The organism is Simiduia litorea, assembly GCF_042853465.1.
Lineage (GTDB): Bacteria > Pseudomonadota > Gammaproteobacteria > Pseudomonadales > Cellvibrionaceae > Simiduia > Simiduia litorea.
The window spans coordinates 3665989-3690381 of record NZ_AP031497.1; the positions used below are offsets into that span (position 1 = coordinate 3665989).

The following is a 24393-nucleotide window of genomic DNA, read 5'->3' on the forward strand; positions in this document are numbered from 1 at the left end:
GGCTAATTCATGTTTAAACATTATTTTAAATGTATTAAATTCCTAACCATCACCGGCAACATCGCTATATTTTTTGTCTTCGCCAACAACAGCCACTGGCAATTAGGTGTTTTGGAATGGTTCCTCGGCGTGATTCTATCGAACGCGCCCATTCTACTTTACACCCCTTGGTTTAAACGCATGGCTGTAGATCTTCAGGGCTCGTGGGCCAACCTGTTTTCCTATCTCTCGCCATTATTGGTTGGCGCTGGCGGCGTGCTCACCTATGGAATTATGATAAGCATCGACAACTTTGGTTTCTGGTTGTACTTTCTTGTACCCTTCGGCCAAGCCGTTGCTTTTAACATTTTATTGGCCTTTGCCATGCAAGCGATGTTGTGGAGCAGCACGCCAAGTCCGCACCATTAAAATAAGCGTAAACCGTTCACCTTCCGAGCCGTTTGCTTCTTTATCGTCACCCGCCATGTCACAAAGCCGACATCTACCTGTCACATTCAGCCTTTAGTGTACTGCCGTTCTAAAATAAAACGGGATGGCACACATGCAAAAGTCTTTTTCTCTTTTAGTTGGCGCGTTAATGGCATCGTTATTATTAAGCGCCTGTGGCGAAGGCTCTGATGGCCGCGACGGCACCGTTGGTGCCACTGGTTCGCCTGGGGCAAATGGCGCCGATGGCATCAATGCAGCCAATGGTCATCTGCAACAAATTGGTCGCTATGACTCTGGCTTGTTTGATGCCGGCGGCGCTGAAATTGTTGCCTTCGATAACAGCACTAACAAACTTTTTGTCGTGAATTCAGGTGCCAACACCATCGATGTCGTTGACATCACCAATCCAAGCCAACCTAACAAGCTCACGACGCTTGTGGTTGCAGATCAAGACAGCGCCAGCTTCATCAGCGGCGGAGCCAATAGCGTTGCGGTTAAAAATGGCTGGCTCGCTGTAGCCGTTGAAGCGGATAGCAAACAAGACTCCGGTCGCATCTATGTGTACAACACTGGCGACCACAGTTTCGCCGCCGCGTTTACTACTGGAGCCTTACCAGACATGGTCACCTTTTCCCACGATGGTCAGTATTTACTGAGCGCCAACGAAGGTGAACCGAACAGCGATTACAGCAACGACCCTGAAGGCTCTATCACTGTAGTGGATTTATCGGCGGGCGTTTCCTCAGCGATTGTGAATCAGGCCACCTTCACCAACTTTAACGCCCATCTGGTCGATTTAGTTGACGACGGCGTGCGCATCACTGGCCCAGGTGCGAGTGTTGCGATGGATATAGAGCCTGAGTACATTGCAGTTTCACTAGACAACCAAACTGCCTATGTCACCCTGCAAGAAAACAACGCACTGGCTTTAGTTGATATTGCCACGGCAACAGTGACCCACATTGTACCGCTCGGCTATAAGGATCACAGCTTGCAAGGCATGGGGTTTGACGGCAATAAAAACGATGACTTTCCAAACATCATGAATCAGCCGATCTTCGGCATGTACATGCCAGATAGCATTGCGGCTTACAGCTTTAACGGTAAAACCTATTTAATCACCGCCAACGAGGGCGACGGCCGCGAATATATTTACGCCGCTGATAGTGCTACCTGCACTGGCGCCGGCCACACGGATTTAGGCGACGACGAGTGCCTAGCCTACGCCGACGAAGTGGCACTGGAAGATTTAAATTTAGACACCAGCGTTTTCACCGCCGATCAAATTGCCGAGTTGCAAGACGGTAAAGGCTGGGGAGATTTAACTGTGACCAATGCCACCGGCGACGCCGATAGAGATGGTCATTTTGAAAAAATTTATGCCTTTGGCGCGCGCTCGTTCAGCATCTGGAATGCCGAGGGCGAGATGGTGTTCGATTCGGGCGATCAAATGGAGCAGATCATCGCCGATCAGTCACCCTTGTTTTTTAATGTATCAAATGACAAAAACAGCACCGACAACCGCAGTGACAACAAAGGCCCAGAACCCGAAGGTGTAGCAATCGGTACGGTATCAGGCCGCACCTATGCCTTTATCGGCTTAGAGCGTCAAGGCGGGATTATGGTATTTGATGTCAGCAATCCCTTCGCCCCATCGTTTGTGGAATACACCAGCAACCGCGATTTATCTATCGCCCCAGAAGAAGGCGTAGACGCCGGCGACCTTGGCCCAGAAGGCTTGGTATTCGTTAGCGCGGAAGATAGTCCGAACGGCGAAGCACTGTTAATTGTGGGCAACGAAGTGAGCGGCACTACAACTATTTATCAAGTTCAATAATTTCAATTTCTCAAGCCTTGACAGCCCAGCTTCGCTGGGCTTTTAAACTGAAGAACACTTACAACAGGGTATTTCAAGCCCAGTTAGCCGTTCAAAAACCTTATGCAACTATTGATCTATATAACTACAGTAGTTCCAGCACTGTAATTTATAGATAAGCTTTGCAAACAAGGCAAAGCTTCGCTCCTTGCTTAGTACTTTTACCATAACTCTTACCTTATTAACCAACGAACGCCCTATTGGCGAAAACTAAATATCCGGATAGTTTCGGTATTTGTTACATCTGCTTGACGCTCTATCTTCTATCACATTACCGCAATCAACATACGACGCACCTAACTCAAATCATCAAGGATGACATTATGACTATTGATCACATCACCATCATTACCAAAACCTCTTCCGCACCCTATGCCAGCTCCAGCATGAAAGTTGGCGCCATTGTCTATGTAGGTGGCGAACCTGTTGCAACCACCGAAACGATTGCAGCCAGTGGTGTTAGCCAAAAAAACCTATCGCTACGCAATCAACTCAACCCCTCTGATATCACATTAGATGGCATTGAGTTTTATATTGAGGCAGGAGGAGATCCTACGGATGCTTGGCTACCAGGAGCTGTCTATGTCTATGCTTCAAATGCTGACGGAGCTCTGTTGAGCTTTATTTGCGGCATAAGCGCATGGCCTGAGGAGCTATGGATGAGCCGTGACCCAGCAGATCCAATTCACGCCGCACCACCCGCCATAGCGAACTACAACTTAGGCACGGTTTATCGGTTAAGCCAAAGCAAGTAAAAATGACTGAAGTTTAATAACTAGCAATCAAGGACTAACCTTCCTTGATTGCACTATAAATTTTCCTCTCACATTAACTAAATAGTTTAATGCAATAAAATTATTCACTCAGTTGAACATCGAAAAATCGCTAACGTTTATCTTATCTATCTTTAACTATTTCTGCTGCCAACTTGTCTTAGCAACAAAGACATACCGATAAGATAAAAATTAACGGTACAGCTGTGGGTTGTTGTTTCGGAAGTCGGAAAGAATACGAAGAAATTCACCTGATGCATACATATCCTCAATTACCTCGCTCACTCGAGCAATATCGGTACTCAGCGCTGATTTTTTCGATATTGAAATAAAGGTTGGCGAGCTATCCAGCACGTGAAAAGACGATTTTTCGATAACTTGACTGAATCCAAGCTTACTGATCACAAGATCTGCGCTGTAGTTTGTTGCAGACACCGCATCCACTCGTTCGCGAACGAGCATTTTAAATGCCTGATCAAGGGAACTCACTTCCTCTAATTGAAAAAAACCCGCTGGCGCTTGATCGAGCAAACGAAACTGCTTGGCACCACGCAAGATACCGATAGTAAGATTTTCCAAATCGGAAAACTTGCTGATAACGCGCGACCCTTTGCGCACATAGATAGATTTTTCAATAGAGTCACTGTACAAAAACATATGTAGCGTTTGGCGACGCTCTGGCGAATCCAATAATCCCGCCATGACATCAACAAAGCCACCTTCCAACATCATCAAACAGCGCTTAAGGGGCGTATCTCCGGTGAACCGCAGCACCACACCCAAACGCGCGAATACGGCTTTGGCCACTTCAACATTTTCGCCCGTTATCTCGCCATTAGAACCAATCACTTGCATAGGGGGGTAATGGTCTATGCACATAGTTACCGAATCTGGAAGCTCTGCAGATGCGCTAAAGGCAGTTAAGCACAAGATCCAACAAAGGAACCACCTTTTTGCTGTGCAAGTGTCTTTTGCTTGCATGCACCAACCTCAGCCAATTGATTTTTATATAACTAGAACAAGATTATAGTGGCGAGCGCCTTTCTGAGACAGCATAGATAAGAATAGGCGCTCTAGTGGCTGGCAAAAAGGGCTCAGTCGGTCATCAATGGGCATCACGACAACCACAAGGCTTTACTCCGCACCTCGAACCACTATTAACGCTGCAACGATCCTATCTGCGCCAGCCCGCTAACGGGGGTAAAATCACAACTCCCGACAGATATTAAATTACCATGTCTTTTAATGGCTAGGTTAGAGAATAATCATAATTTGATAGGTAAACATGGGTGCGGGCATGCGAACCTAGGCCACAGTAAAACCAGTCACAGCTAGGGGTAAAACCATGCCTATTTACAAAAACTTACCCATTCATGGAGAGTCGCCACCAAGCAGAATGGAAAGAGTGTTCAAAGGGAATTCGATGATGGCGCAAAGTAAGTTTAAAGACGACGACAGGGTGACATCTCTGCATTTACCGGTTTTTCGCTACTAAGGAATAATATCCACATCATCAACACCTCGGCGCAACAAGCCAAATAGAGACCGAACTAACCAAAGCAAAATTTCTACTGGCAATTCGATTAAAAATTCGAGCCAGTCAAACCATTGGCTATCCTGATAACGATGCTTCGGGTCATCGCGCTTACTAGGCCAAACCCAATAGCCAAACAAAAAAGACACCGATGCGATGGCTAAGCCCGCCCACGAAAAACCCACCAGCCACAGGTCGAGTAGTTGGAATAATCCAAATACAAAAAGAATTATCGCACCCAGTGCACGCACATTCGTCATTGTTGCTCATCTCCCTAGCTATACAATACGTATCTCTGACAACCTACCCTCTGGCTCCAATCCTTACCCACTCTTATCTGCTTTTATCCCCCACCTAACGCACCGTAAAACCGGAAGAGATACACCCGATTTTATTACTCGTGGAAGACGACAAACAATACCTAGAAATGACGCCATCGGGGTTTAAGTCGAGCGTATTATTCTAAATTACCTAAGGTTTGTAGCATAGACACGATATACGGCCGCGAGAGACAGGCAAACAGCCGTGGGAAATAGTAGTGCAAAGAATTGATACTGAGCGTACAGCAAAGCACCCAGCGTACCGCCAACGATGAAACCTACAATAATCACAACAAAGAGTTTAGCTTTTCGCTGATCCAAAGGTTCCCCGCGAACAAATGAACCCATCATAATACCCAAGTCTGTAAAAATTCCGGTCACATGCGTTGTCCTTATGACCGCGCCGCTGTATGTCGTTGCCAATGCATTCTGCAGCCCGCACGCTGCAGACGCGAAAAAGTGGCCATAAAAATTACCGCCTGATAACAGCCACAGCGCCAAGATTAACAACGCCGCTTCTGCCACAAGCGCCGTATCATAATGCCGGCCCAACTTTAACGTCGATCCGTGCAACAGAAATCCCGCCACCGCTGAACCAACCACAAAAGACAAGAGCACGCCAAACAAGTGCAGCGTATGTTGAAGCGAGGCGCTCAGTAAACTCGTGCCAAGCAGCGTAGCGGTTCCCGACAGATGAGACACAGATTGATGCTCAAAGCCCAGCAAGCCAATAGCATTCACAACACCAGCAACTAATGCCAGTAGAAACGCGCCTAACTCAACCCATTTAGGTAATCGTGAGACCAACCTACTGCTACTCCCTATTAAAAATCCGGCGCCATTGAGCGGGACATTAACCAAGCTGCCAAATTTGCTTTCGCCAGATCGGTAAACTGCTCTAGCCCTGCTACTTGCTCCAAGCTAGGCACAGGCATGTGCACCAGCAAACCCTCTTCTTCATCTGCATGGGCGCCAGTAAAATCAGCCGGCACCCCCAAATAATTGATTTGCAGGGCACCATTATCGGTTTCTTGCGAAATAGTTACCAACGTACTATCGGGTATCTCCAAATGCAGGCCAGCCTCTTCTAACACTTCTCGCTGCGCGGTGAGTATTGGATTGTTATTATCGCCTAGCTCATTAACATCGCCGCCGGATAAATGAGCGTGCGTAGGTTTGTCACAGCCAGGGTTAAAACCGCCACCTAATAAACTTAAAAAACCTGGAAATAGATGGCTACTCGCACTGCGTTTTTGTAATAGTACGCTATTGGTTTTCTGCGAGAAGGGTAAAACGGTGGCGGCTAAACCGGTGGGCATTTTACCCTGCTGGCGCAAGGCTAACATTTCTGAATAGCGCACCACCCGGTAATACATCTCACGTGTTAATTCACCGCTTTCTATATCTATTAGTGCGTGCCACTCATCCACTTTCAAAGTCGTTTGAATCACCTTGGAAAGTGCACGTACTGTATCATCGAGCGGCAAAAAACCGGCATTAATTAACCGCGGGCTATGTTGAGCGACACCAAGAAAACGCAAGCGCAGCTGATGTGTAACACACCAGTGATTAAGTTGATCGAGTGAAGGAAGAAAATTCACAGAGCCGACTCCGCAACAATTGATAAGCCTCGCTCAGTTGCCGTGATTTGTGCTTTGATGCGATAGACATCGGCCAGATTTTTTTCGGTGAGCACTTGCTCAGGCGTACCATCGGCCACTAACCGGCCTTCATGTAAAAGCAAAATTCGATCGCAAAACCGTGCTGCTAGTGAAAGATCGTGCAACGCGGCAATAACTAAGCCCGTTTCCGATTTGGTTTTAAGCAGCTGCATAATTTGTAGCTGATGCAAAGGATCTAAAGCCGCAATGGGTTCATCGGCCAGCCAAATATCGGCTACTGTGGCAAAAAGGCGCGCACATTGTACCCGCCGTAACTCTCCCCCGGATAATGTATCTACGGATCGCTCAGCTAACGTCTCTACGTCGGCAGCCTGCAAGGCCATGCGAATTAACGCAGCATCGACTTTTAACGCCGCATCAATGCTTCCGGTGTGCGGCAAGCGCCCAAGTGCCACCAGCGCTTCCGCGCTAATCGACCAAGCCGGCGCTTCTTGTTGAGCCAACAACGCGAGTGTTTTCGCACGCGCTTTAGCAGGCCATGCAGCGAGCTTTTTCTGGTTTAATATAACGTCGCCTTGGCTCGGTGTTATCAACCCGGATAAACATTTAAGTAACGTGCTCTTACCTGCGCCGTTCGGCCCGATCAAACCGATAAACTCGCCGTTGGCTGCGCTAAAGCTGACATCTTTCAACAGTGCTTTATCAGCCACGCTGAAACCTAGGTGTTGACCTTCAAGCCCTGCCACAATCAATCCTTCTTCTCATGTTGTTTGGAAGCGTCAAACCATGTGACGCTTACCTTTAACCAGTAAATAGATAAAAAACGGCGCCCCCAACAGAGCGGTCACCACACCGAGTTTCAATTCGCGCACAAGGTCGATATGGCGCACGAGAATATCCGCGGAAAGCAATAGCAAGGCGCCGCCAAGGGCCGAGTAAACTAACAATTTACCCGGCTGATGATCGGCCCAGCTGCGCAGTAAATGCGGCACCATCAAACCGATAAAACCAATGGCACCACTCACCGCCACCCCCCCGCCCACGGCAAGGGCGATGCCCGCTAACAACAACACGCGTTCGCGCGTGCCGTCAAAACCCAAACTGGTTGCCGTGTCATCACCCAAGGTGAGCGCATCGAGATACGCCTTGCGCGTAAAAATCAGGACCATACCCAACACGCAGGTGGGCAGAGCAATGGCGACATGATCCATGGAGCGGTTCGCCAAAGAGCCCATCAACCAGAAAATAATTTCCTGTAGGGCAAATAAGTTCTTCGAAAAATTCAGCGCCACAGCAACCAGGGCACCAAAGAGGGAGTTAAGCGCGACGCCAGCCAGTATTAATACCAGTACACTTTGGCTGCGGCCCGCTAAGCCGTAAATTGCCAACAACGCTAGTAAGCTGCCGAGCATGGCCGCCGCCGGCAACACCAGCCATCCGAAGGACGTCAGGCCAAAGTACAGGGTAATTACCGCACCGAGCGCCGCCCCCGAAGACACCCCTAACACCCCGGGCTCCGCCAAGGGGTTGCGCAGTAAACCTTGCATGGCGGCACCGCTCATACCGAGAGCGGCACCCACCACCAGGGCTAAAAGCGTACGCGGCAGGCGCACATCAAAGACGATACTGCGCGCGGCACTCACCGTGCCGGACCATAGATCCTGCGAAGCCTGCCAAACCGACACATCCACTGCCCCCAAGGTAAGCGACAAAACCACCAAAAAAAGCAGACCAACAACCAATAACACACTCTTCAAGACACATTCCTTTTCAGACCAAGCCGCAACTCAATCAAGGTGGAAATTAACGCATTAATATTGGGCGCTGGGCAAACGGATAGGTTGCCAGGCAGAGCGGCAAGATCGCCCTTTTGCATAGCGCGAGCCAAGGCTGGGTGCTGTAACACCTCGTGCGCGACCGAAAAATGTTCTGCCGCCACTTGATCGACAATAAGTAAATCTGGCGGGTTCAATACCAGCTTTTCTAAATTCACGCTGGCAAAACCCTGAATGCCCTGCTGCACGGCCCAGTTTTGGAAGCCGGCCAAAGTCAGTAGTTCATCTTCTAAGGTGCCACCGCCTGGGGCTATGTGATTGGGGCCCAACATCAACGCGCTGGGTTTTGCGCTGTTTGGGGTGCGCCGATTCTCTGCCTGCAGCTGTGCTTTGCGTACTTGCCAGTGCTGGGAAAACGACAGTAACGCCGGCGGGCTATCCAAGATCTCCGCCATACGCGCAAGGTGCGCATCGATATCGGCGAGCTTTTGCGGCAAAGGCACACGCACCACGGGGTAGCCCAGCGCCAGCAGCAGCTCAATGGCCTCGCGTGCACCATATTCCCCCGCCAACACCAGTCGCGGCTGCAAGGGTATGATCTCTTCCACTAGGCCGTGATTGCGATGCAGCCCTTGGGCCTGAAGGGCCAGCGGCGACATGAGCGGATTATCGGCAAAGTAAGTAACACTGGTTATCTGATCTCGCTCGGCAAAGCGAAGCAGCATTTGATCAACACAAAGATTGACGCTAACTAAACCACCCGATGCGCTAGCCAGAGGATTTGATACACCCGTAATGGGCTCGGCTTGGCTAAAGTTGGCTGCCAAGCCACTGCTCAAGATAAAAACAAGGCTTGCCCACAGCGAGGGCTGTAAGCAACTCACCTTATTCAGTCGCAGCGCCGGAGCACTCGCCTTTAGTCCAACGGGTCAGCCCCATGCTTGCCGCACGACAGGCATTACTGTGAGTCTTACCGTCACAGCCACAGACTGGGGTGTAATCCATGGTGCACATGCGCTTTGTATCAATTTTATTAACATCGATACACTCAACAACCTCAGTGACTGGCGGCTTCTCTAGTGGGTTATCCGCACTCACAGCGGTCTGGGCAATAGGCGCTCGCTCTTGACCACAGGCACTAAGGCCAAGTGCCAACACCAGTAGCGCGATGATTGAGGCGGTGGAAAAAATTGTTTTGAACATGGGTACCCTCCCTAAGTGTGCGTCATTATAGGGATAGGCCTACGCCAGTTAAAAGCGACATTTCACAGAAGGCTTAATCAAAGGCGGCTACACTTTAACTCTGTTGGTCAAAATGCTCAGGTAGACAAGATGGATAAGCACCAAGAGCGCCGGCGTTTCGTACGCGTTGCTTTCCAGGAGCCGGTACTCCTCTCGCAAAATGGCAACACATGGCCATGCGAACTAATCGACATATCTCTCAAGGGCGCGCTTTTGCAGCCCTCAGCGGATTGCACCCCTATAGCCAATGAAGCATTAACCCTGACCCTGGCGCTAGATGAAAACAACGCCATTCAAATGATCGGCTCCTTGATTCACCAGCAAGATGAGCTACTCGGCTTATATTGCGAGCGAATAGACATAGATAGCATGGCGCACCTGAGAAAGCTGATAGAATTGAACACCGGCGACCCAAGCGCGGCGGAACGAGAGTTCAAACGCTTAGGGCAGGTAGATTAACGGTTAAACATTCAATGTATCGGAACACGGCTTTTTTGGTACTATAGTGCAATGCTGTGCCAGCCACCCCGTCTTATTGGGGCAGATGACGATAAAGGTATGAAGTATGACATTCACTGGAACTGAAGGGCGGGAACGCCGCTACTTCCCGCGGGTTAGCTACCGCGCTTACGCAACCTTAACCACCACCCAGACAAAATTCGACGTACATATCGTGGACGTGTCTTTTAACGGTGCCTTAGCGGCACTGATTCGCCCGCATACTCTGTCACCAGGCGAAGAGATTATCTTGGCCATTGAAGCCAGCGAAGGCAACCTGATCAAAATGCAGGGTAAATTGGCGCACCAGAGAGATCACCTGCTGGGTATCGAATGCCGCGCACTGGGTATCGACAATCAAGCGAGACTGCGCGAACTCCTGAAGAAGGAATCAGAGCGCCAAAATGAACGCAGCGTCAAAGCCATGATGGATGACCACGACCAACGCAGCTAGCACTTGCGCCCACTGTGACCTACCCCACCTCCACGCGCCGAATTGATTTCACGCAAAAAACCCCGCGCGCGATTCTGCTAAGATGGCCTCTCATTTTGGGGGCTACATGCACACACTGATTTTGTTACTTTTGCTGCTATTGGCATTACCTAGCCAAGCAAGCGAGCTACGCATCGCCGTCGCAAGCAATTTCAGGCCCGCTCTGGAACAACTGGCGCCACTGTTCACCCAACAACACCAAGTAGTGGTCAAACTCAGTTCCGGCGCCTCCGGACAACTGGTGGCGCAAATTCAGCAGGGCGCGCCCTTCGATCTTTTTTTGTCTGCCGACAGCCACTATCCTCAACACCTCTATCGCCAAGGCTTAACGGAGAAACCCATAACCTATGCGCGCGGAAGATTGCTACTAATTGGCGATAAACCTGCAGCCAGCGAGCAAGCTTTGCTCGCGCGCGCAACACGAATCGGCTTCGCCAACCCTGAACTTGCCCCCTATGGCGCGGCTGCCAAGCAGGTACTACAAATATTGCACCGTTGGCCCGCGGCAAAAACACAAATTTACGCACAGGCAACAAACATTTCCCAAGTTCAACAGTGGTATGAAACTGGGCAATTAGACGCAGCCTTCGTGGCTGCGTCATTAGCGCGAGACCAATACCCGGCGCAATTTGATCTGACAAAAACGTTCAATCTCGCGCTCGAACAACAAGCCGTGCTACTAAAGCGCAGCCATCAACCAGCGGTAGCCAATCAATTCTTAGCATTTTTACAACAACCGCAGGTGCAACATTTACTGGTAAATTTAGGCTACCAAGCCGTTGCGCGGGGCAACCCATAATGCAGCTCGGGAGCGATGCCATCAGCGCCATCTTACTCACACTTGAACTGGCGCTATTTAGCACCGCCGCGCTGATGCTACTAGCGACACCCCTTGCTTGGTGGCTGCAAAGTTCGCGTTCGCGCGGCGCGCGCGTGGTAGAAATTATCGTGGCATTGCCGCTCGTCTTACCCCCCACGGTGATTGGTTTTTATTTATTAATCGCCTTTTCGCCCAATCACTGGCTAGGCGCACAATGGCTAGCGATAACCGGCTCAACCCTCGCCTTTTCTTTTCTTGGTCTCGTTATCGGCTCGATGATTTACTCGCTGCCTTTTGTCGTACAACCCTTGCAAACAGCCTTTGCACAACTGGATAAAAAGTTACTAGAAATGGCCCAGGTGCAAGGTTTGAACTACTGGCAACAATTTAGCCAAATTATTTTTCCGCTCTGCCAACGGGGCTTTATTGGCGCCTTTGTTTTGGGCTTCGCCCATACCTTGGGAGAATTTGGTGTGGTACTGATGATTGGCGGCAACATTCCCGACCAAACCCGGGTCGCCTCTATCGCTATCTTCGATGCCGTAGAGCGCCTAGATTATGCCCAAGCCCATCAACTATCGGCGGTGATGTTGATTATCGCGGTACTGGCGCTAACGGTTTTATATTGGCGTAAAGGCTCACACCATGCCCGCTGATCACTGGCATATTCGCCTCAACGGTACCCACTGCAGCCACGCACTGGATTTACCGAGCAGAGGTATCACCGCCATCTTTGGTGAATCGGGTTCAGGGAAAACCAGCTTACTGAGAGCGCTAGCCGGTTTAGATCGCGTGCCCGGCGATATTTATTTTAATCAACACTGCTGGCAATCCGCCGAGCAATATCTCGCGCCAAAAGCGAGAAAACTGGCCATGGCGTTTCAAGAACCGCGCCTACTGCCGCATAAAAATGTTGTAGACAACATTTTTTTAGGCAACACGGCGCAAGCCAATGCCGCGACAGAAATTGTCTTTTCTGAACTCAATATCACACCACTTACCAATCAGCGCGCCGGGCAACTTTCCGGCGGCGAACAACATCGCGTCGCACTGGCCCGCGCCCTATTACAACCCAGCCAAGTGATATTGCTGGACGAGCCCCTCACAGGTTTAGATCAACAACGTCGGCGCAGGGCAATTCAATTAATCAAGACCACCGCCTTCAACAAACCGATTTTATTAGTCACCCATCAACTGGATGAGTTACTCGCGCTGGCCGACCACCTGGTGCTGATGGATAAATCTCAATCGGTGAGTGGCAACCTCGATGATCTGGTCAATCACCCCATACTGATCCAACAGCGCGGTCACGAGTGCAGCATTTTGAGAGGTTACTGCGTCGAGCGCGATGCCAACACGAGCATTTTGGATTTAGGCTCGGGTAATCAGCTCAGACTGATCAGCCATGCAATGGCAAACCCACAAACCTATCAACGCTTAGCGATTGATGCGCGCGATGTGAGCATTTGCTTAAGCAAAGCGACGGACTCCAGTATTCTAAATATTTTGCCGGCAACCATCCGTCAACTAACACCGACGAGCGATGGAGCCTGCGCCGTAACACTAACCGTCGGCGAGCAAGTATTGCGCGCATTGGTATCTGCTTACTCGGCAAAAAATCTTTCGCTGACAATAGGTAAACAAGTATATGCGCAGATTAAGGGCACTATTGCGCTAGCCGACAACACGCCCACTAAACCACAACACGATTAGTTAACCGATTCGCCACCTGCACCCGCATCAGTTTACAGCAGGCAAAAAAAACCGGCCTAAGCCGGTTTTTAATACTGCGCTAATACAACCTTACTTTTTCGAACGCTTGCGCTCGTTTTCAGTCAGTAACTTTTTGCGCAAGCGAATGCTCATTGGCGTTACTTCAACCAACTCGTCATCCTCGATAAATTCCAAGGCCTGCTCAAGTGTGTGGCGCACTGGCGGTGACAAGGTCAGGGCTTCATCGGTACCCGAGGCGCGCACGTTGGTGAGCTGTTTAGCTTTCGTGGGGTTTACTACTAGATCGTTGCCACGGCTATGCAGACCAACAATTTGACCTTCGTACACTTCAACCGCGGCGCCCAGGAACAGACGTCCACGATCTTGTAGTGGGTACAAACCGTAGGCTAAGGTTTTGCCTTTCACCATGGATACCAACACACCGTTGATACGCTTCGCCACTTCACCATCTTTCACGGGGCCATAGTGATCAAAGATGCTGGTCATGATGCCTGAACCCGATGTCAGCGTCAGGAACAAACCGCGGAAACCAATCAAACCACGCGACGGCGCCATGAACTCTAACTTCACACGACCTTGGCCATCGGGTTCCATGTTTGTGAGCTCGGCTTTACGCAAACCTAACTCAGACATGATGGCGCCTTGATGCTGCTCTTCAACATCAATCACCACTTGTTCGAAGGGCTCCATGATCACGCCATCAATTTCTTTCTGAATAACTTCAGGGCGTGACACACCGAGCTCAAAACCTTCGCGGCGCATGTTTTCAATCAACACAGACAAGTGCAATTCACCGCGGCCTGACACGATAAATTTATCGGCCGTGTCGCCCTGCTTAACGCGCAGCGCCACGTTGTGAATCAACTCCTGATCCAAGCGATCTTTGATATTGCGCGAGGTCACGAACTTACCTTCTTTACCAGCGAAGGGTGAATCGTTCACTTGGAAGGTCATGCTCACGGTTGGTTCGTCAACCATCAGCGCCGGCATGGCTTCAACCGCCTGTGGGTTACACACGGTGTCTGAAATATTTAAGCCTTCGATACCGGTGATACAAACGATGTCGCCGGCGAAAGCTTGTGGCACTTCAACACGCTCAAGACCGTGGTAGCCCATCACCTGTAAAATTTTACCTTTGCGCTGTTTGCCATCGATACCGACCACAACCACCTGCTCGTTGGTTTTGATGCTACCGCGGGTAATACGGCCCACACCGATAACACCCACATAGGAGTTGTAATCCAGTGCGGAAATTTGCATTTGCAGCGGGCCTTCGCGATCAACCGCTGGCGGCTTCACTTTATCGACGATCAACTGGAACAAGGGCGTCATATCTTCGGCCATATTGTCCAGTTCCATACCGGCAATTCCGTTTAACGCCGAGGCGTAAATCACGGGGAAATCCAATTGTTCATCGGTGCCACCTAAGCGATCGAACAGGTCAAACACCTGATCCATAACCCAATCTGGGCGCGCACCTGGGCGATCCACCTTGTTGATCACGACGATGGGGTTCAAACCTTTTTCGAACGCCTTTGAGGTTACGAAACGGGTTTGTGGCATGGGGCCATCTACCGCATCGACCAGCAAACACACACAGTCAACCATGGACAGCACACGCTCCACTTCACCGCCGAAATCGGCGTGTCCTGGGGTGTCCACGATGTTAATGTGGTAGCCATTCCACTCGATGGCGGTGTTTTTCGCCAGAATGGTAATACCGCGCTCACGCTCTTGGTCGTTTGAGTCCATGATGCGCTCGGTGCCTGCACTCTTGCGATCGAGGGTACCGGACTGGCTCAACAGCTTGTCCACAAGGGTGGTCTTGCCATGGTCAACGTGGGCGATGATGGCAATATTACGTAGTTTCTCGATCACAACAGGAGTCTCTTGAAAAATAAGGATGTAAAACAAAGGGCGCGCATTATACCGGTGTCAGTGCTCAATAAACAGTCAGCAATGCAATGAATGTGAAAATTGAAGTTTGGCGCCCCATGCATCTAGACTGTAAGCACTCCAAACTAAAGGCTGAGCTTTGACGCATAGAACCCCTGATTCAATCCAATCCACGCAAGGCTGGAGCGCACAACTACTCGCCAGCACTGCGCTCCTCTCGATGCTTTGGACGACAGCCGCCACCAGCGCCGAACCGCTCATTTACAACTTTGTTAAGCTGCCGCCCTTCCAGTACCAACCAGACCAACCTGGGAGCGAAGCCGCGGGCGTGACCATCGACTTGCTACGCGCCGCGGCGGGCGACATCGATTTACCCCTGACCTACCAACAAATACCGCGTCAACGGCTGATCAATGCGGCCAACACGGGGCAGATGCAGATCTCACTGGTTAGCAGCTTATTCATTGCACCTATGCGATCGCATTACCTGTGCAGTAACAAAGCGCTCACCCAGGTAAAGCCGACGCTCTACATCAACCAGCAGCTACACCCCAACATATCGGGCCCGAGCGACCTAACCGACGAGTTAGTCTACGCGCCTTATTCAACCAGCAGCAGCCTACTCACGCTGCTACCGGCCAGCATTAAGCACGACGACAGCCATCGAGATACAGTGGTTAGCAGCCTATTTAGCAAGCGCCGCGCTGGCCTAGTGGTGAATTTTAGAGAAAACATGCACATGCTTCTGCAGCGCTCGCCGCCAAACTTTCCCTACCGTAGCGTCGAACTGGTGGCGCTCGATATCCTGCTGTGTATCAACAAAGGGATCGATAACCATGAAGTCATTCATCAATCGCTCGAGCGCGCACTACTGCGTGTTGCCAACAGCAGCCTAGGCCAAGCGATTTATAGCAAACATCAATTACAGTTAGAGTTCATCGCCGCGCCAACAGCCCCTACAAACTGACTTTGATACGAGCGAGCTAGCCACCAACCCTTAGGACTGCAGTGCACAGCCAGCGGCCTGCCTGTCGGGCCGATAAACCCCAACATTGCTAAAGCCTGCATCTTTTAGATGCTCGGCATGCAATTGACTCATCACACCTTTATCGCAGTACAGCAAATATTGACGGCTCGCATCTAGGCTGGAGAAACGGGTATTCAAACTGAAAAATGGAATTTTTTGCACGTCCACATTGGCTAAGCGCAGTGGCCGCAACTCTTCTTCGTTGGGGTGGCGAATATCGATGACCACACTGTTGCCTGCCTCGGTCACCACATCAACATTGACGACCGTTGTCTCTAAATCGGCCACAACATCCTGTATAAACTGAGTATTTCGGGTGTTCACCGCCTGCTCGAGAATATCAAAATCAAATTTCGCCTCTGCCGCCAACACCTTTTCCATTTTGGCTTTGGTGGTTGGTTTTACAGAGATAACGCCACAGTATTCAGGCATGGAAGCGGCAAAGTCTTCGGTGCCGATCGCGCGAGATATGTCGATAATATCGCCCTTATCCATGACGATCAGCGGGCGCAAGACCAGCGTATCGGTCACGGCATCAATAGCCGCCAAATTGGGTAAGGTTTGACTCGATACTTGGGCCACTGCTTCGCCCGTGACTAACGCCTGAATATCCAACGCCGCCGCCACCTTGCTCGCGGCGCGCAACATCATGCGCTTGAGTACAACGCCCATATAGGAGTTGTCTACATTTTGTAAAATTTCACTGATCACACCTTCGAACGGCACGGTGACAAATTTAACTGGGTGCGACGAGCCATATTTGTTCCAAAGAAAGAAAGCCACCTCCTTCACCCCCAACTCGTGCGCTCGACCACCCAAGTTGAAGAAACAGTAGTGGGTGCGAATACCGCGCTTAATCATCAAATAGCTGGCGACGGTAGAATCAAAGCCACCGGAGATCAAAGACAATACCCCCTCTTGCGAGCCGATGGGGAATCCACCAAGCCCCGGCGTCTGCTCCTCAATGACATATAAATTGTCATCGCGAATTTCGATTTTAACCACCACATCCGGATTCTTTAGCTTCACACCCTTGGCACCGGAATGCTGGTTCAAGCCACCCCCGACATAGCGCTCTACATCAATGGAAGAGAACGCGTGGCTGCCGGTACGCTTGGCACGCACACAAAAGGTTTTACCTTCGAGCAAGGGCCCCCACACCGACAGGGTTTTCTCGAATACGTCGTGCATATCGCCGAGAGGAAAGGGCTGCACGCGGACAAAATTGGCAATACCTGGGGTGCGCGCCAATACATCGCTAATGCGCGCGGACAACAACGCATCGTCGCCAGGCGCCAGCACTTCGATCTTTTCCCAATCCCGCTCAACCTTAATGCCGGTATCTACCTGCACCAATTGAGAGCGCAAGTTGTCACGCAACTGTTTTATGAAGCGCTTGCGCACTGGCGGGCTTTTAATGGTGATTTCAGGGAAAAGCTTAACGATAAAATGCATGGGGACTCCACGCCACCCATCATGGTGGTGGCCTAAGGTTTTACGGGGTGCGCATTATACATAGGCACGACAGTTCGACTAAACACTCATTTCGTCCCACCCAAACACTCAGCGAGCGCCATATTGGTGCGCACCGAAAAGAAGCGCACCAAAACGGGTCGCCAAACACCCAAAACCCGCTCTGCCTTTGCGCTAACAGCCTTATAAACTGGCACTTTAATCCAAAACAGTTTTGGCATATATTTTGCCACTCCTAGGTAACCCTTCATCGGCGCCCTACACTGCACAGGCCAGATGACAGCGAAAGTTCGAAGGGCGCGACGCACACATAACTTATTTCAACCGGTTCTGACTACTCGGAGGCATCCATGTCAAAAACTCTAGACCTGATTAAAGAACACGAAGCTAAATGGATCGATTTGCGCTTCACTGACACTCGCGGCAAAGAGCAGCACGTTACCTACCCATCTAACTGCGTAAACGACTCTTTCTTCGAAGACGGTAAAATGTTCGACGGCTCTTCCATCGCTGGTTGGAAAGGCATTAACGAATCCGACATGATCCTGATGCCCGATGACGACACTGCCGTGCTGGACCCCTTCTACGAAGAAGCCACGATTAACATTCGCTGCAACATCGTTGAACCTTCAACCATGCAAGGCTACGACCGCGACCCACGCTCTATCGGTTTGCGCGCTGAGCAGTACTTAGCATCAACCGGTTTAGGCGACACCGCCTTGTTCGGCCCAGAGCCCGAGTTCTTCATCTTCGATAGCGTACATTTCAACAGCTCAATGGGCGGCGCTTTCTACAAGATCAAATCTGAAGAAGCGGCTTGGTCTTCAGGCGACGACGTTGAAGGCAAACATGGCCACAGCCCGCGCGTTAAAGGCGGTTACTTCCCCGTTGCACCAGTAGACAGCCTGCACGACATCCGCGGTGCTATGTGTAATGCCATGGAAGCCATGGGCCTGGAAATTGAAATCCACCACCACGAAGTGGCCAACGCCGGCCAGTGTGAGATTGGTGTAGGCGCCAACACCCTGGTTAAGAAAGCTGACGAAGTTCAGATCCTGAAATACTGTGTACACAACATCGCCCACGCCTATGGCAAGACAGCGACCTTCATGCCTAAGCCCCTGATCGGCGACAACGGCTCGGGCATGCACGTTCACCAGTCTTTCTCTAAGAACGGTAAAAACCAATTTGCGGGCGACGCTTACGCCGGTCTGTCTGAAACTGCCCTGTACTATGTTGGCGGTATCATCAAGCACGCCCAAGCGTTGAACGCCTTCTGTAACGCCTCTACTAACTCTTACAAGCGTTTAGTTCCAGGCTTCGAAGCACCCGTAATGCTGGCTTACTCTGCTCGTAACCGTTCAGCGTCTATCCGTATTCCTTACGTTGTGGGCGAAAAGGCCAAGCGTATTGAAACGCGCTTCCCCGATCCAACGGCCAACCCCTACTTGTGCTTCGCCGCCCTGTTAATGGCTGGTATCGACGGTGTTCAAAACAAGATTCACCCAGGCGATGCGGCCACTAAAGACCTGTACGACCTGCCACCTGAAGAAGAAGCTGAAATCCCAACCGTTTGCTCGAGCCTTGAGCAGGCCTTGGCTGCTCTTGATGCAGACCGCGAGTTCTTAACCCGTGGCGGCGTATTCTCTGACGATTTCATCGACTCTTACATCGAGCTGAAAGAAGCAGAAATCCAGAAGATCAACATGACCCCACACCCAGTAGAATTTGAACTCTACTACTCAGTGTAAGTCATAGGCTGTACTCGCCGACCCGTCATCCATGGCTCCTGTCGGCATACGACCGCCAAGGACGGCGGAAGTGTCAGATTAGCAGGAGCTTTATCTGACCCGTACAACCTGTACATAAGGCTCGCAAGGAAACTTGCGGGCCTTTTGTTTGTCTGAGGTATACTGAAAATCTTCGTGATCAAGGGAAGGTAAGCATGAAACTACTCGTCGCAGCCGCTATCGCACTGGGCATGAGCGCTATCGCCATGGCTCAGGTCTATAAAACCACCGATGAAAACGGCAGAACCGTCTATACCGACCGCCCCAGTGAAGATGCTGAAAGTGTCGAAATGCGTGAAATCAATTCTGCGCCGCCGATAAAGGTGCGCCCTAACACCAACACTGACGAGTCTCCAAAACAGGTACTTAACTACCAAGTACACATTACCTCGCCCGCCAATGAAACCTACCTAACACCCGGCGAGCGCAACCTAACCGTCGCTTTTGCCGTCAACCAACCCTTAAAAGATGGCGTGCGTGCGCAGCTCCTTTCGAATGGTAACCCCGTGGGCAGCAGCACCACCGACTCGAGCATCACCTTGGGCGAAGTCGAGCGCGGCGAGCATCAGGTTACTGTCATCATTTACAACGGTGATGACGAGATACTCGCTGAATCAGCGCCAATCAAGATTTACGCCCACCGCGCCACCGCGCCCAAGCCCAAGCCCCATAACTAGGCGCGGCCGGCACTAGCACCAAAAAACATCCCCCAAAAAGCCTAATGCACCAAACTGGTGCATTAGGCTTTTTTGCGTTAGGCTCAAAGCGCCAAAAAGGTGAGTGCCGAACCACCTTTGCCCCTCCATCAAGCTCTCGTCAACTTGGTTTGCTTTTTGCAGGGTTGATAACATCTGCCGTAGGGCATTAAAGGTGGAGCTGTGACCAAAACCGAATTATCTTTTATAACACTACTCGATAACCTCAACACGGCTGTCGTGGTCACAGATACCAACCTGCGTATTCAGTACATCAATCCCGCTGCAGAAGTACTCTTAGCTGTCAGCGGCGAACGGGTTGAAGGGGCGCAGCTAGTTAACTTCGTGCATGAGTCGGAAGCCGCACTAAAGGATTTACAGGAAGCCCTTAGCGAGCAACACCAATTTACCCGACGTCGAGCCGAGTGGACGCTGGGCAGCGGCACCCACCTGACGGTGGACTACACGGTTACCCCTATCAGCCATCCAGTTGGCCTATTGATAGAAATTCAACCACTTGATCGACTGTTACGCATCTCTCGCGAAGAGGCCATCCTGTCGGCACAAGACACCAGTCGCAACCTAGTGCGCGGCATGGCACACGAAATTAAGAACCCCCTCGGCGGCATTCGCGGCGCGGCACAATTACTGGCGCGCGAGCTGGAAGATGGCGACCTAAAAGAGTACACGCAGGTCATCATCGACGAAGCCGACCGGTTGCGCAATTTAGTGGATCGCATGCTCGGACCACGCCAGCCGCCCACCTTCGCACCGATCAACATCCACCAAGTGCTCGAACGTGTTTGTGTGCTGGTGGGGGTGGAGAGTGGCGGCAGCGTCGCCATCAGCCGCGACTACGACCCCAGCATTCCCGATCTTCCTGGCGATGCCGAGCAGCTAGTGCAAGCCACGCTCAATGTGGTGCGCAACGCCATGCAAGCGTTGCAAGAAAGCAACGTGGTCGACGGTCACATTGCTTTGCGCACGCGCATCCAGCGTCAATTCACTATTGGCCGTTGCCACCACAATTTAATTTGCCGCATTGATGTGATCGACAATGGCCCCGGCATTGCACCGGAAATTATCGAAGATATTTTCTACCCGATGATTTCTGGCCGCGCCGAAGGCACAGGCCTCGGCCTTGCTATTGCGCTGCAATTAATCAATCAACACCACGGCCTCATTGAATGTGAAAGCCGGCCCGGCCAAACCCAGTTCACTATCTATATCCCTATGGAACAACCAAAAGCGGAACAGCCCAATGCAAAAAACTAATCGTGTATGGATCATCGACGATGACAGATCAATCCGTTGGGTGTTGGAAAAATCGCTGCAACAGGCTGGCCTAGAAACGCGCAGTTTCGAATCTGGCGAAGGCATTATTGATCAACTGTCGCGCGACATACCCGATGCGATAGTAAGCGACATTCGCATGCCCGGTATCGATGGGCTGGCGCTATTAGAAAAAATTCACGCGTCTCATCCTGCGGTGCCGGTGATTATCATGACCGCGCACTCGGATTTAGACAGCGCGGTGCAAGCCTACCAAGGCGGAGCCTTTGAATACCTACCCAAGCCATTTGACGTCGATGAAGCCGTGGCCGTCACCAAGCGTGCACTAGCGCACGCGCAAGAACAAAAAGCTCAGGCCCCCGCGGTTGACGAAGAAGATGAGGTGAGCACAGAAATTATTGGCGAAGCGCCAGCCATGCAAGAAGTGTTTCGCGCTATCGGTAGACTGTCACAATCAAATATCACCGTGCTCATCAATGGTGAATCGGGTACCGGCAAAGAACTCGTGGCTCGCGCACTGCATCGCCACAGCCCAAGAAAACAAGCGCCGTTTATTGCACTCAATATGGCGGCCATACCAAAAGACTTGATTGAATCAGAATTGTTCGGCCATGAAAAAGGCGCCTTCACCGGCGCCGGTGGCCAGCGTCAAGGCCGCTTTGAACAAGCTAATGGCGGCACCTTGTTTCTCGACGAAATTGGCGATATGCCAGCAGACACTCAAACCCGATTGCTGCGAGTTTTAGCGGATGGCGAGTTCTATCGCGTCGGCGGCCATACACCCGTTAAAGTCAACGTGCGTATCATTGCTGCCACACACCAAAATCTAGAAAAGCTAGTACAAGACCACCGCTTTCGGGAAGATTTATTTCACCGCTTAAACGTCATTCGCATCCATATTCCTAAACTAGCAGAGCGGCGCGAAGATGTACCAAAATTAGCGCAGTTTTTCCTACAAAAAGCCGCGCGCGAATTAGGTGTGGAAGCCAAAGCACTACAAACCGAAGCGGAAAATGTTTTATGTAATCTGAATTGGCCCGGCAACGTCAGGCAATTAGAAAATACCTGCCGCTGGATAACCGTCATGGCCTCCGGGCGCGAAGTGAGAGCCGATGACTTGCCACCAGAACTGCTAGAGGCGCAAGACAAAGGCTTGCAAAATAGCGAGTGGGACAAAGCTCTGCGCGCTTGGGCAGATCAAGCGCTCGCACGCGGGCAACAAGATATTTTAAGTCAAGCAGTGCCTGCGTTTGAACGAGCCCTGATCGAAACCGCACTCAAACACACGGCTGGGCGCAAGCGCGACGCCGCCAATCTTTTAGGCTGGGGCCGCAATACCCTGACCCGCAAGCTGAAAGAGCTCGGCATGAACGACGACAATGGCGATGACACGCAGGAGGAAGATTAAAACGCTCGGTTAAATTCAGTAAGCACTAAACACTTGGGCAGCTAGAGCGCCCAAGCGTTGCCTAAACGCGAAGCTACACTGTTAGGATTATTTTCCGCGCTAGTCCAAAGGCGCTTAGACAAACCCGATATTGGCTCTCTTGCGCCGTCGGCCAGCCACTCCACCAACGCCTGCGCGACATCCGGATATTTTATCGACGCTGGAGCCGGTGCGCGTAAAAAGCGTTTCATCACTCGATCGTCAAATCGATGCATAACATGGGCGCTAGCGAGCAAGGTTAACGCTTGGGCATTGCATAGCTGTTCAAATTGACCGGCCAATGGCTGCACCAACAACTTCTTTCCCAAGGATAAAACCTCTGACGGCAACTCAAAACCTGCGCCACATACCACGCCTTCTACCGACATTAAGTCCTGCGAAAAATGTGTGCGTGAATAAGGCTTGATAGTGATATTTTCTTGCTCTAGCTGATCGCTAACCGACGCATAGTAGATAAAGTGGTAATCCGGATAGCGACGTAGGAATTCCGTCACCCGCGGCACATCATCAAACGGCAAATACACCAAGTATGACTTCCAACGCGGCGCACAGTAGTTCAAGCCTGACGCAATAATCGGCGGCAAGATGGGTGCGCCAAAGGCATCCCAGTGCAAGCCTATTTCCACATCTGCTGGTGCAAAGTTTTTCATGATAGTTTTAGAACCATAGTACAATGGCTGCTTAGGCACGGGGTAATTAAACGCGTACTGATGCCCAATACCAATGCTCTTTTTACCCTGCGTTTTCGCTGCCCAAGCGGTCACAGGTTCGAAATCGGTTAAAACTAGATCATAATTATGTACATCGAGATCTTTGATATCGCGAATGAAACGGCCAACATCTGATTGACATAAGGTGCGTAACGCATTCACCCGACCGTCATCCAACACGAAGGAAAAACCACGTCGGGTTCTATAGTGGCCAAAAGTTTCTAAACCAAATAGCTTTTGCCGCTCTCGACCGCTCAGTAAAACATCGACCTCAAACCCTATTTTTCTGAGCTTAGGTACCAACACATTGGCGCGCGTAATATGACCATTGCCCGTCGCCTGCACACCAAAAAGCAGCCTTTTCATAACATCACTTAGCCCCAAAAACTCATCATCGAAACACTCTGTACCGCCAGCGCCACACACGCTAAGCCGAGCAATGCGCCAGCGAGAATATCGCCCAGAAAATGTACGCCGAGCGCGACTCGAGAGGCGCCTACCAGCACCACGTAAGTTACCAACAATGTATTTATCTCGAGGTAGAAACAACCCAATAAGCCGGCAAAGACTGCGGCGGCAGCTGTGTGCCCAGAGGGAAAACTAAATTCATCGGCGGGAGACAACCCGTGCCAACAGTCGAGCTGGTTAAACGGTCGCGCCCGCTTGAAGGCGCGCTTAAGGCAGATATAAAGCGGAACTTCCAAACCGAAAGCAATCAAGCCAGTGACAAAAAACTGCCGGCCAAACTCCGGCTCTAGCCATAAAATGGCGATGGAGGAAAGCAAGTAAAGTGGGCCATCGGCAAGCGCTGAGATAAGTCGCGCCATTTTCTGAAACATCGAATGCCGTAAAAAGGCGTTAACCATTAGAAAAAATCTAATGTCTGCATGATTTAGAAACAACAGGGTATTTTTCATCATGGCTAACATTTTTGGCTAGGGCCATG

27 protein-coding genes are annotated in these 24393 nt (G+C 50.9%); 14 read left to right on the plus strand and 13 right to left on the minus strand.

All coding sequences use genetic code 11. The features are described from left to right. Positions 1-9: 9 nt before the first annotated feature. From ACGHTT_RS16295 to ACGHTT_RS16305, 3 genes are all read left to right on the plus strand, one after another. Positions 10-408 carry a hypothetical protein gene (locus tag ACGHTT_RS16295; protein ID WP_390592017.1) on the plus strand — a complete coding sequence of 133 codons (399 nt, stop codon included), beginning with the start codon at positions 10-12 and terminating at the stop codon, positions 406-408. A gap of 169 nt (positions 409-577) precedes the next feature. Next, the gene (locus tag ACGHTT_RS16300; protein ID WP_390592018.1) at positions 578-2266 is read left to right on the plus strand and encodes a choice-of-anchor I family protein; all 1689 of its coding nucleotides are present in this window, start codon (positions 578-580) and stop codon (positions 2264-2266) included. Positions 2267-2628: 362 nt separating this feature from the next. Continuing rightward, positions 2629-3060, plus strand: a complete 432-nt coding sequence (locus tag ACGHTT_RS16305) for a hypothetical protein (protein ID WP_390592019.1) — start codon at positions 2629-2631, stop codon at positions 3058-3060. A gap of 210 nt (positions 3061-3270) precedes the next feature. Here the strand turns inward: ACGHTT_RS16305 and ACGHTT_RS16310 are convergent, their stop codons facing one another. Further along, complete coding sequence (locus ACGHTT_RS16310; RefSeq protein ID WP_390592020.1) at positions 3271-3957, minus strand: substrate-binding periplasmic protein; 687 nt, start codon at positions 3955-3957, stop codon at positions 3271-3273. A 466-nt stretch (positions 3958-4423) separates the two neighbouring features. Between ACGHTT_RS16310 and ACGHTT_RS16315 the strand changes: the two genes are divergently transcribed. After that, positions 4424-4573, plus strand: a complete 150-nt coding sequence (locus tag ACGHTT_RS16315; protein WP_390592021.1) for a hypothetical protein — start codon at positions 4424-4426, stop codon at positions 4571-4573. Here the strand turns inward: ACGHTT_RS16315 and ACGHTT_RS16320 are convergent. The 7 genes from ACGHTT_RS16320 to ACGHTT_RS16350 form a co-directional block, all read right to left on the minus strand. Beyond that, complete coding sequence (locus tag ACGHTT_RS16320; protein WP_390592022.1) at positions 4570-4872, minus strand: hypothetical protein; 303 nt, start codon at positions 4870-4872, stop codon at positions 4570-4572. The genes ACGHTT_RS16315 and ACGHTT_RS16320 overlap by 4 nt on opposite strands. A 207-nt stretch (positions 4873-5079) precedes the next feature. Further along, positions 5080-5793 carry a YoaK family protein gene (locus ACGHTT_RS16325; RefSeq protein WP_390592023.1) on the minus strand — a complete coding sequence of 238 codons (714 nt, stop codon included), beginning with the start codon at positions 5791-5793 and terminating at the stop codon, positions 5080-5082. Continuing rightward, positions 5757-6533 carry an NUDIX hydrolase gene (locus ACGHTT_RS16330; protein ID WP_390592024.1) on the minus strand — a complete coding sequence of 259 codons (777 nt, stop codon included), beginning with the start codon at positions 6531-6533 and terminating at the stop codon, positions 5757-5759. Before ACGHTT_RS16330 ends, ACGHTT_RS16325 begins: the two co-directional genes overlap by 37 nt. After that, the gene (locus ACGHTT_RS16335) at positions 6530-7300 is read right to left on the minus strand and encodes an ABC transporter ATP-binding protein (RefSeq protein ID WP_390592025.1); all 771 of its coding nucleotides are present in this window, start codon (positions 7298-7300) and stop codon (positions 6530-6532) included. The genes ACGHTT_RS16330 and ACGHTT_RS16335 overlap by 4 nt, the downstream gene beginning before the upstream one ends. A gap of 33 nt (positions 7301-7333) precedes the next feature. Then, the gene (locus ACGHTT_RS16340; RefSeq protein WP_390595074.1) at positions 7334-8302 is read right to left on the minus strand and encodes a FecCD family ABC transporter permease; all 969 of its coding nucleotides are present in this window, start codon (positions 8300-8302) and stop codon (positions 7334-7336) included. Positions 8303-8307: 5 nt separating this feature from the next. Then, the gene (locus ACGHTT_RS16345; protein ID WP_390592026.1) at positions 8308-9213 is read right to left on the minus strand and encodes an ABC transporter substrate-binding protein; all 906 of its coding nucleotides are present in this window, start codon (positions 9211-9213) and stop codon (positions 8308-8310) included. Between the two features lies 1 nt (position 9214). Further along, entirely contained in the window at positions 9215-9532 is a 318-nt protein-coding gene (locus ACGHTT_RS16350; RefSeq protein ID WP_390592027.1) for a Kazal-type serine protease inhibitor family protein, read from the minus strand. A 129-nt stretch (positions 9533-9661) separates the two neighbouring features. Here ACGHTT_RS16350 and ACGHTT_RS16355 point away from each other — a divergent pair, with 129 nt between their 5' ends. The 5 genes from ACGHTT_RS16355 to ACGHTT_RS16375 all read left to right on the plus strand — a co-directional run bounded on the left by ACGHTT_RS16355 (position 9662) and on the right by ACGHTT_RS16375 (position 13095). After that, positions 9662-10030: a PilZ domain-containing protein gene (locus ACGHTT_RS16355; RefSeq protein WP_390592028.1), complete on the plus strand. Its 369-nt coding sequence runs from the start codon at positions 9662-9664 to the stop codon at positions 10028-10030. A 106-nt stretch (positions 10031-10136) separates the two neighbouring features. Beyond that, complete coding sequence (locus ACGHTT_RS16360) at positions 10137-10523, plus strand: PilZ domain-containing protein (RefSeq protein ID WP_390592029.1); 387 nt, start codon at positions 10137-10139, stop codon at positions 10521-10523. Between the two features lie 106 nt (positions 10524-10629). Next, positions 10630-11361, plus strand: coding sequence for a molybdate ABC transporter substrate-binding protein (modA, locus tag ACGHTT_RS16365; RefSeq protein WP_390592030.1), 732 nt, complete (start codon positions 10630-10632; stop codon positions 11359-11361). Next, positions 11361-12038 (plus strand): molybdate ABC transporter permease subunit, encoded by a 678-nt coding sequence (gene modB / locus ACGHTT_RS16370; RefSeq protein WP_390592031.1) that lies wholly within the window; start codon positions 11361-11363, stop codon positions 12036-12038. Before modA ends, modB begins: the two co-directional genes overlap by 1 nt. Beyond that, positions 12028-13095 (plus strand): molybdenum ABC transporter ATP-binding protein, encoded by a 1068-nt coding sequence (locus tag ACGHTT_RS16375; RefSeq protein ID WP_390592032.1) that lies wholly within the window; start codon positions 12028-12030, stop codon positions 13093-13095. The genes modB and ACGHTT_RS16375 overlap by 11 nt, the downstream gene beginning before the upstream one ends. Before the next feature lie 90 nt (positions 13096-13185). Here the strand turns inward: ACGHTT_RS16375 and typA are convergent, their stop codons facing one another. After that, positions 13186-14994, minus strand: coding sequence for a translational GTPase TypA (typA, locus tag ACGHTT_RS16380; protein WP_390592033.1), 1809 nt, complete (start codon positions 14992-14994; stop codon positions 13186-13188). A gap of 157 nt (positions 14995-15151) precedes the next feature. On the opposite strand from typA, the gene ACGHTT_RS16385 reads away from it, so the two are divergent. Further along, positions 15152-15979: a hypothetical protein gene (locus ACGHTT_RS16385; protein WP_390592034.1), complete on the plus strand. Its 828-nt coding sequence runs from the start codon at positions 15152-15154 to the stop codon at positions 15977-15979. A gap of 30 nt (positions 15980-16009) precedes the next feature. Here the strand turns inward: ACGHTT_RS16385 and thiI are convergent, their stop codons facing one another. Further along, positions 16010-17494, minus strand: coding sequence for a tRNA uracil 4-sulfurtransferase ThiI (gene thiI / locus ACGHTT_RS16390; RefSeq protein ID WP_390592035.1), 1485 nt, complete (start codon positions 17492-17494; stop codon positions 16010-16012). Between the two features lie 86 nt (positions 17495-17580). Further along, entirely contained in the window at positions 17581-17733 is a 153-nt protein-coding gene (locus tag ACGHTT_RS16395; RefSeq protein ID WP_390592036.1) for a hypothetical protein, read from the minus strand. Positions 17734-17862: 129 nt separating this feature from the next. Between ACGHTT_RS16395 and glnA the strand changes: the two genes are divergently transcribed. The 4 genes from glnA (at position 17863) to glnG (ending at position 22698) form a co-directional block, all read left to right on the plus strand. After that, positions 17863-19263, plus strand: coding sequence for a glutamate--ammonia ligase (gene glnA / locus ACGHTT_RS16400; protein WP_390592037.1), 1401 nt, complete (start codon positions 17863-17865; stop codon positions 19261-19263). Between the two features lie 194 nt (positions 19264-19457). Further along, positions 19458-19979, plus strand: a complete 522-nt coding sequence (locus ACGHTT_RS16405; RefSeq protein ID WP_390592038.1) for a DUF4124 domain-containing protein — start codon at positions 19458-19460, stop codon at positions 19977-19979. Between the two features lie 201 nt (positions 19980-20180). Next, on the plus strand, positions 20181-21272 hold the full coding sequence (glnL, locus tag ACGHTT_RS16410; RefSeq protein WP_390592039.1) for a nitrogen regulation protein NR(II): 1092 nt from the start codon (positions 20181-20183) through the stop codon (positions 21270-21272). After that, positions 21259-22698, plus strand: a complete 1440-nt coding sequence (gene glnG / locus ACGHTT_RS16415) for a nitrogen regulation protein NR(I) (RefSeq protein ID WP_390592040.1) — start codon at positions 21259-21261, stop codon at positions 22696-22698. Before glnL ends, glnG begins: the two co-directional genes overlap by 14 nt. Before the next feature lie 41 nt (positions 22699-22739). Here glnG and ACGHTT_RS16420 read toward each other — a convergent pair whose 3' ends face one another. Together ACGHTT_RS16420 and ACGHTT_RS16425 are read right to left on the minus strand one after the other, a co-directional pair. Continuing rightward, on the minus strand, positions 22740-23813 hold the full coding sequence (locus tag ACGHTT_RS16420) for an MJ1255/VC2487 family glycosyltransferase (RefSeq protein WP_390592041.1): 1074 nt from the start codon (positions 23811-23813) through the stop codon (positions 22740-22742). 8 nt (positions 23814-23821) lie between these two features. Next, complete coding sequence (locus ACGHTT_RS16425) at positions 23822-24367, minus strand: phosphatase PAP2 family protein (RefSeq protein WP_390592042.1); 546 nt, start codon at positions 24365-24367, stop codon at positions 23822-23824. Positions 24368-24393: the final 26 nt, after the last annotated feature.